General features: G+C 65.5%; 7 protein-coding genes. 6 read left to right on the forward strand and 1 reads right to left on the reverse strand.

Features of this window, described 5'->3' with window-relative positions; translation table 11 throughout:
- The first annotated feature begins 190 nt into the window (after positions 1–190).
- The 6 genes from QTI66_RS35175 (at position 191) to QTI66_RS35200 (ending at position 5,355) form a co-directional block, all read left to right on the forward strand.
- Positions 191–553 carry an STAS domain-containing protein gene (locus QTI66_RS35175; protein ID WP_286565011.1) on the forward strand — a complete coding sequence of 121 codons (363 nt, stop codon included), beginning with the start codon at positions 191–193 and terminating at the stop codon, positions 551–553.
- The gene (locus QTI66_RS35180) at positions 553–990 is read left to right on the forward strand and encodes an ATP-binding protein (RefSeq protein WP_286565012.1); all 438 of its coding nucleotides are present in this window, start codon (positions 553–555) and stop codon (positions 988–990) included. Before QTI66_RS35175 ends, QTI66_RS35180 begins: the two co-directional genes overlap by 1 nt.
- 107 nt (positions 991–1,097) lie before the next feature.
- Positions 1,098–1,718: a hypothetical protein gene (locus QTI66_RS35185; protein ID WP_286565013.1), complete on the forward strand. Its 621-nt coding sequence runs from the start codon at positions 1,098–1,100 to the stop codon at positions 1,716–1,718.
- A gap of 46 nt (positions 1,719–1,764) precedes the next feature.
- Positions 1,765–3,627, forward strand: coding sequence for an OmpA family protein (locus tag QTI66_RS35190; protein ID WP_286565014.1), 1,863 nt, complete (start codon positions 1,765–1,767; stop codon positions 3,625–3,627).
- Between the two features lie 10 nt (positions 3,628–3,637).
- The gene (locus QTI66_RS35195) at positions 3,638–4,132 is read left to right on the forward strand and encodes a Rab family GTPase (protein ID WP_286565015.1); all 495 of its coding nucleotides are present in this window, start codon (positions 3,638–3,640) and stop codon (positions 4,130–4,132) included.
- 5 nt (positions 4,133–4,137) lie between these two features.
- Positions 4,138–5,355: a PP2C family protein-serine/threonine phosphatase gene (locus QTI66_RS35200; protein WP_286565016.1), complete on the forward strand. Its 1,218-nt coding sequence runs from the start codon at positions 4,138–4,140 to the stop codon at positions 5,353–5,355.
- A 102-nt stretch (positions 5,356–5,457) separates the two neighbouring features.
- Here QTI66_RS35200 and QTI66_RS35205 read toward each other — a convergent pair whose 3' ends face one another.
- A complete protein-coding gene (locus QTI66_RS35205; RefSeq protein ID WP_286565017.1) occupies positions 5,458–5,817 on the reverse strand; it encodes a PRC-barrel domain-containing protein in 360 nt (119 codons plus the stop codon).
- Positions 5,818–6,288: the final 471 nt, after the last annotated feature.

A 6,288-nucleotide genomic window follows, 5' to 3' on the forward strand; every position in this document is an offset into this window, starting at 1 on the left:
GGAGCTTGTCGACGCCGCAGCCCTTTGCGCGTATGCTAGAAATAAGTTCCTGCTTGTTGTTACGTAGGACGCACAAATCCCGCTTTCTGCCCCGGCAGAACTGACGGGTGCAGCGAATCCTGCGGAGGGTTAGGCGACTGCCGGTTCGAGCGTTACCCATCGATATGCGACATCGACTGCGGAGACCCGAATGGACCTCAGAAGTGAACACCTGGCTGATGGCGTGGAAAAGATCAGCCTGGTCGGACGCATGGACAGCATCGGCGGGCACGACATCGACACGCGCTTTGCCGCCCTGGTGGCGGCGCGCAAGCTCCTTGCCGTGGTCGACATGTCCGAAGTGTCGTTTCTCGCGTCCATCGGCATTCGTACGCTGGTCATCAATGCGAGGGCCCAATCGCAACGCGGCGGCGGCATGGCCCTGGCCAACCCACAGCCGCATGTGGCGGAGGTGCTCAAGATGTCGGGCATCGACACGATCATTCCGGTGTACCCGGACGTAGATACCGCCTGCAGCGCGCTGATGCTGATGGCGGCAGCAGAAAGCCGCTGATGTCCCCGAGCGTCGGGGAGCCCGATGCGTCCCTGATCGTCGACAGCGAGTTGCACGAGCTCTCGCGGGTCCACGCGTGGGTGCTCGAATGGGCCGAGCGCCAGGGGCTGGAGCCCAGGGTGCTGCAGAACCTGGACCTGTGCTCGACCGAGGTCGTCACCAACATCGTGACCCACGCCGGCAGCGACGGGCCGCAGCGCATCCTCCTTCGGCTGGGCTGGCAAGGCGATGTCGTGGCACTGGAAGTGCAAGACGACGGCAGCCGCTTCGACCCGCGCCTGATGCCCGAACCCAGGCGCCCGACCAGCCTGCACGACGCGCATGTCGGCGGCTGGGGCATCCCCATCGTGCGCCGTTTTTCCGACGACCTCCACTACCGCCGCGAGGACGGGCGCAACTGCCTGACGCTGCTGTTCCGCGCGACGGCACCGCCGTGAAGGTCACATCAATTTCGACACGCCACGAATCCGCATCGCGGCGCTGACGTTGACGGCGCCGGTATTTCTCCCCCTCTCTCACAAACCACCAACGAGGAGTCATTTCAATGGGACAAGCAGCCAAACCCTTATCGATTGACACGCAAAGCGCACTCGCGGCCCAGGCCGCCCTCTCCGCGGGCCAGGGCAACGGCGCCGGCGAAGCCTCGGGCGTCGACAAGATGCGCGAGTTGCTGTTCGGCAACCAGATGCAGGACTACGACAAGCGCTTTTCCATCCTGGAGGAGCGCTTCCAGCTGCGCATGCGCGACATCGAAGCGGAATCGTCCCGCAGCCTGACCAGCCTCGAATCGACGATGAAGAAGCAGCTCGAGTCGGTCGCCGGCCAGTTCCGCGAAGAAAAGGACCTGCGCGCGGACGCCGACAAGGAGCTGGAACGCAACCTTCGCGACCACACGCAGGCGCTGGAAAAGCGCTTGGCACAGCTCTCGGACCAGCTGGCGCGGCAGGAGCGTGACTTCACCGATCGCCTCGGCCACGAAGTGCAGGGACTGCGCGAAGAGATGCGCCGCCGCCAGGACGACAGCCGCGCCACCATGGAGCGCATGTTCTCCGAGCTGAGCAACGTCAAGACGGATCGCAACCTGCTCGCGGGCCTCTTTGTCGAGATCGCCAAATGCCTGAACGCGGACGTCTCGCCCAAGAGCGCCAGCGCCAACGGCAAGTGAGCCACGCGCCCGGCGCGGCGGAGCACACCGTTACGGTGGGCACGCAGTGAACGCACGCCTGTCGCTGGCCGCGACACGGGAGCCCGGCAGCGCGGCGGAAGAAGACTCCAGGGAGCGGCTTGCCGGCCTTTTGCTGGAGTTGGCGCGCTGCGTCAATCCGGAGGTGGCGGCCACGCTGCCGAGCCAGTTGCAGGCCGATCCGCGCATGGACGCCATGCGCGACGTGCTGATGGAGCGCGAGAAGGCGGCGCTGGAGCGGCTGACGCGCAAGTTCGACGACCCACGGGAATTCGCCGATGCGGTGAGTTCGGTGCTGCCCGCCGCCTTCCGGATCGCGGCCGCGCAGAGCGACCACCTCGGCCAGGTGATTGCGCCCACGGTGGAGCGCGCAACGCAGGCGTCGATCCGCAAGAACCCCGGCACGATGGTCGACATCCTGTACCCCGTCATGGGGCCAGCCATTCGCAAGGCCATCGCCGAAACGCTGGACGGCACGCTGCAGTCGCTCAACCAGGCCATCAAGTTCAGCCTCTCGTGGCGCGGCCTGAAGTGGCGCATCGAGGCATGGCGCACCGGCAGCACCTTTGCCGACGTGGTGCTGCGGCACACGGCCGTGTTCAGCGTGGAGCACATCTTCCTGGTCCATCGCAAGGCTGGCCTTTTGCTGGCGCATGTGGCACGGGACGACGCGACCTCGCGCGATCCGGAACTGGTGTCGTCCATGCTCTCGGCGATCCAGGATTTCGTGCGCGATTCCTTCGACGAATCCGCCAGCGGCGGCTCGAGCGGGCGCAGCATCGACAGCCTGCGGCTGGGCGACCTCCTGCTGTGGTGCGAAGAAGGCCCTTCGGCGTTTTTGGCCGCCGTGATCCACGGCAATCCGCCGCCGGTCTTGCGCAACCAGCTCGTCGCGACGCTGGCCGTCATCCACGATGAATGGCGCGAGCCGCTGCAGGCGTTCGACGGCGACACCGCGCCCTTCGAAACCGTCGGCGAACGCCTGAAGCCCTGCCTGGTGTCGCAGGTGGCCGAGTCGCAACGCAAGATCCATCCGCTGCTCTGGCTCATTCCGCTGGCGCTGCTGGGCTGGGGGGGCTACTGGGTGAGCCAGCGGCTCATTGAACGCCAGCACGTGAACAACTACGTGGCCGCGCTGCAGGAGCAACCCGGCATCGTCGTGACGGGCTTCGAGCGCCGCGACGGCAAGTGGCTGGTGTCCGGCCTGCGCGACCCCTTGGCCACGCAGCCCGAGACCCTGCTGTCGGCTGCCAAGGTGGACCCGTCGATCGTCGTCGGGCGTTGGGAGCCGTATCAGGCGCTGCACCCGGCCATCATGCTCAAGCGTCTTCAGGCGACCCTGTCGCCTCCTGCCACGGTCAATTTGACGCAGGACGCGAACGGCATCCGCGCCACGGGCAGTGCGCCGCAATACTGGATGGACAAGGCGCGGACCTTCCTGCTGACCTTGCCCGCGGGTGCCCCGAAGGTGGACCTCAGCGCGCTGAAGGACGTCCAGGATCCGGACTACGTTCGCCTGCACGACGCCATCCAGGCCCGCCTGATCCACTTCGAGAACAACGTGGCGCGGCCTGCTCCCAACCAGGAGGCCATGCTCGACGCCGCGGCGGCGGAGATGCGCGAGCTGGTGCAGATCTCGCGCACCCTCGGCTTCCCGGTGAAGGTGACCATCGTTGGCCACGCCGACGCCACCGGCAAGGAAAACTCCAACCTTGCCCTGAGCCTGGGCCGCGCGGAAGTCGTGCGCTCGATGATGCGGGCGCGGGGCGTGGACCCTGTCTTTCTTGCCGTCCGTGGCGCAGGTCCGCTGGAGCCTTTGCGGCCCGGCGCCAGCGAGGACGAACTGTCGATGAACCGGCGTGTCTCCTTCGTGGTGACGACCGGCGAATAAGCAACCACCCATGCTCCAAAAAAAGATCTGCCTGCTCGGCGCTTTCGGCGTGGGAAAAACCAGCCTCGTGCGCCGCTACGTCGACACCATTTTTTCAGACGCCTACCTCACCACCGTCGGCGTCAAGATCGACAAGAAGGTCGTCATGGCCGGCACGGAGCAGATGGCGCTCATCCTGTGGGACATCGCCGGCGAAGACGCGGTGGCCGCCGTGCGCGTGAGCTACCTGCGCGGCGCGGCCGGCTATCTGCTCGTGGTCGACGGCACGCGGCCCGAGACGCTGGACACCGCCGTGTCGATCCAGTCGCGCATCACGGCGGAACTGGGTGCGGTGCCCTTCTTCGCGCTGCTCAACAAGGCGGACCTGGTGGAAGACTGGGCGCTCGACCCGGAGCGCATCGCCGCGCTGGAGGCCGACGGCTGGACCTTCAAGCGCACCAGCGCCAAGACCGGTGACAACGTCGAAGACACCTTCTCGGAACTCGCCGCACGATTGGCGAAGTAAGCGTCATGCTGGACCTTCCACCGCGCATCTCCGACTCGCTGCTGTCGCTGATCGAGGCGCAGCGCGTGGTCGCGCATCTTGTCATCGATGGCGACCAGAACCTGGTGCAGGCGGGCGGTCACTTGGCGCACTACGGCCTGACGGACCTCGAGCTTGGCGTTCCGGCCTCGGACCACGTCTACTTCCTGGAAGGCATGCTGCCGCTGGCGGAGACACCCTTCCTCATCCGCTCGATGGAAATGCCCAGCGGGCGCATTGCGGATGTGCACTTCTTCGCCGATGACGAGACCAATGTGTGGGTGCTGCTGCTGGACGTGACGGCCGAGTACGAGGAAGCGCGAGCGGTCCAGCAAAAAGCCTATGACATGACGCTGCTGAGCCAGCGCGAGGCCCGGCTCATCGCGCAGCTCGAAGCCGCCAACCAGGAACTCACGCGCACGCACCGCGAACTGGCCGCGTCGCGCGAAGACCTGCAGCGCACGCATGACCGGCTGCAGCGCGAACTGCGTGATGCCGAGCACTACGTTCGCGCCGTGCTGCCCGAGCCCTTGAAGGGCCCCTTCTCCGTCGATTGGCGCTTCGTGCCTTCCACGGAACTGGGCGGCGATTCGTTCGGCTACCACTGGGTCGATGACGAGCACTTTGCGCTCTACCTCATCGACGTGTGCGGCCACGGCGTGGGCTCGGCCTTGCTGGCTGTCGCCATTGCCAACACGCTGCGCTCCGAAGCGCTGTCGCGCACCGACTTTCACGACCCCGCGCAGGTGCTGGCTGCCCTCAACCTGGCGTACCCGATGGAACGGCACGATGAGTTGTTCAGCACCGTGTGGTACGGCGTGTACCAGCCTTCGACGGGGCGGCTGCGCTACGCGTCTGCGGGTCACCCGCCGCCGATCCTGGTCAGCGGCTCGGGCGATGCGCCGGGCAAGGGCCAGCCGCTGGAGTCGTCCGGGGCATGCATCGGCATTTCCGGCATGGCGCGCTTTCAGGAGCAGCAATGCGTGCTGCCCTCGCCTGCGCGGCTTTTTGTGTTCAGCGATGGTGCGTATGAGATCAACCGGCCTGATGGCTCGATGATGGAGTACGGCGCTTTGCTGGAGGTGCTGATGCGGCCACTGCCGACAGGCGCATCAGAGCTGGATGCGTTGCTGGCGCATGCGAGGGAGGCGCATGGGCCGGGGGCACTGGAGGATGACTTTACGGTGATCAAGATGGCGTTGTGAGCGCCTCGATCACCGCTGCCCGCGCGCGTATTCGCGTTCGATTCTTCGAGCTGCGAGGGTCCGCTATTGGCGAACCGCAACGCAGCCCGCGAGATCAAAGGTTCAGAACCCGCCCACGCCGTAGTAGTTGTTCACGCGGCGGCCGTACTCATCGTCGTAGTCAGGGATCTCGCTTTCGCCATAGCGCGGCGCATCGTCGAGCATGTTCTTGTCCAGCGGCACGACGTAGCCGTCGCGCGAGATGTCGTAGTTCAGCATGTTCCAGGGCACCGGATAGCGGTCCGTTCCCATGCCGAGGAAGCCGCCGAACTCCAGGACGGCGTAGCGCACCTGGCCCGAACGCTTGTCGATCATGAGGTCGTCGATGGTGCCGAGCTTGTCGCCGCTGTTGTTGTAGACGGCAGTGCCTTCGACGCGTTCGGACGAGATCACGTCGCTGGTGGTGGTGGAAGTGGGTGTCATTGGTTGCTCCATGTATGAACGTTGGTGGGTCACGCTGGCTCGCTTTCGTTTGCCAGTGCATCCGGTATCGCTCCACACCCACCGCCTCAAGATCAGGGTTCGCGCCTTTGGCATGTAGGCGTCGTCCCATGGAACCATCTCTGGTTTCATGGCAACGGAGCGGATCAAAATTCAATCGGGACCTGTTGGGTCGGGGCGCGTGCAGAGGACGCCGGGTATCCCCCTCCGCGAATGTCCTCCGGCCTGCGGCCTCCCCCTTGATTTCGCTGCGGGGGATACCCGACGCCCTCTGCACGTGGAGCGGCCGTGGTTTTCCGGGTCGTTCAACCATTGCGCGTCCGGATCACGCCGGCGGTGTGCTCCCCGCAGCGAAATCAAGGAGGGGCGGGCTCAACCCGTCGATGCAACACTTCAAAGACGAATCGAGGTGTTAATTGACGATGAGCACAGGTCAGCGAATTCATCCGTCGG

The sequence above is a fragment of the Variovorax brevis genome (assembly GCF_030317105.1).
In the GTDB taxonomy this organism is placed as follows: domain Bacteria; phylum Pseudomonadota; class Gammaproteobacteria; order Burkholderiales; family Burkholderiaceae_C; genus Variovorax; species Variovorax brevis.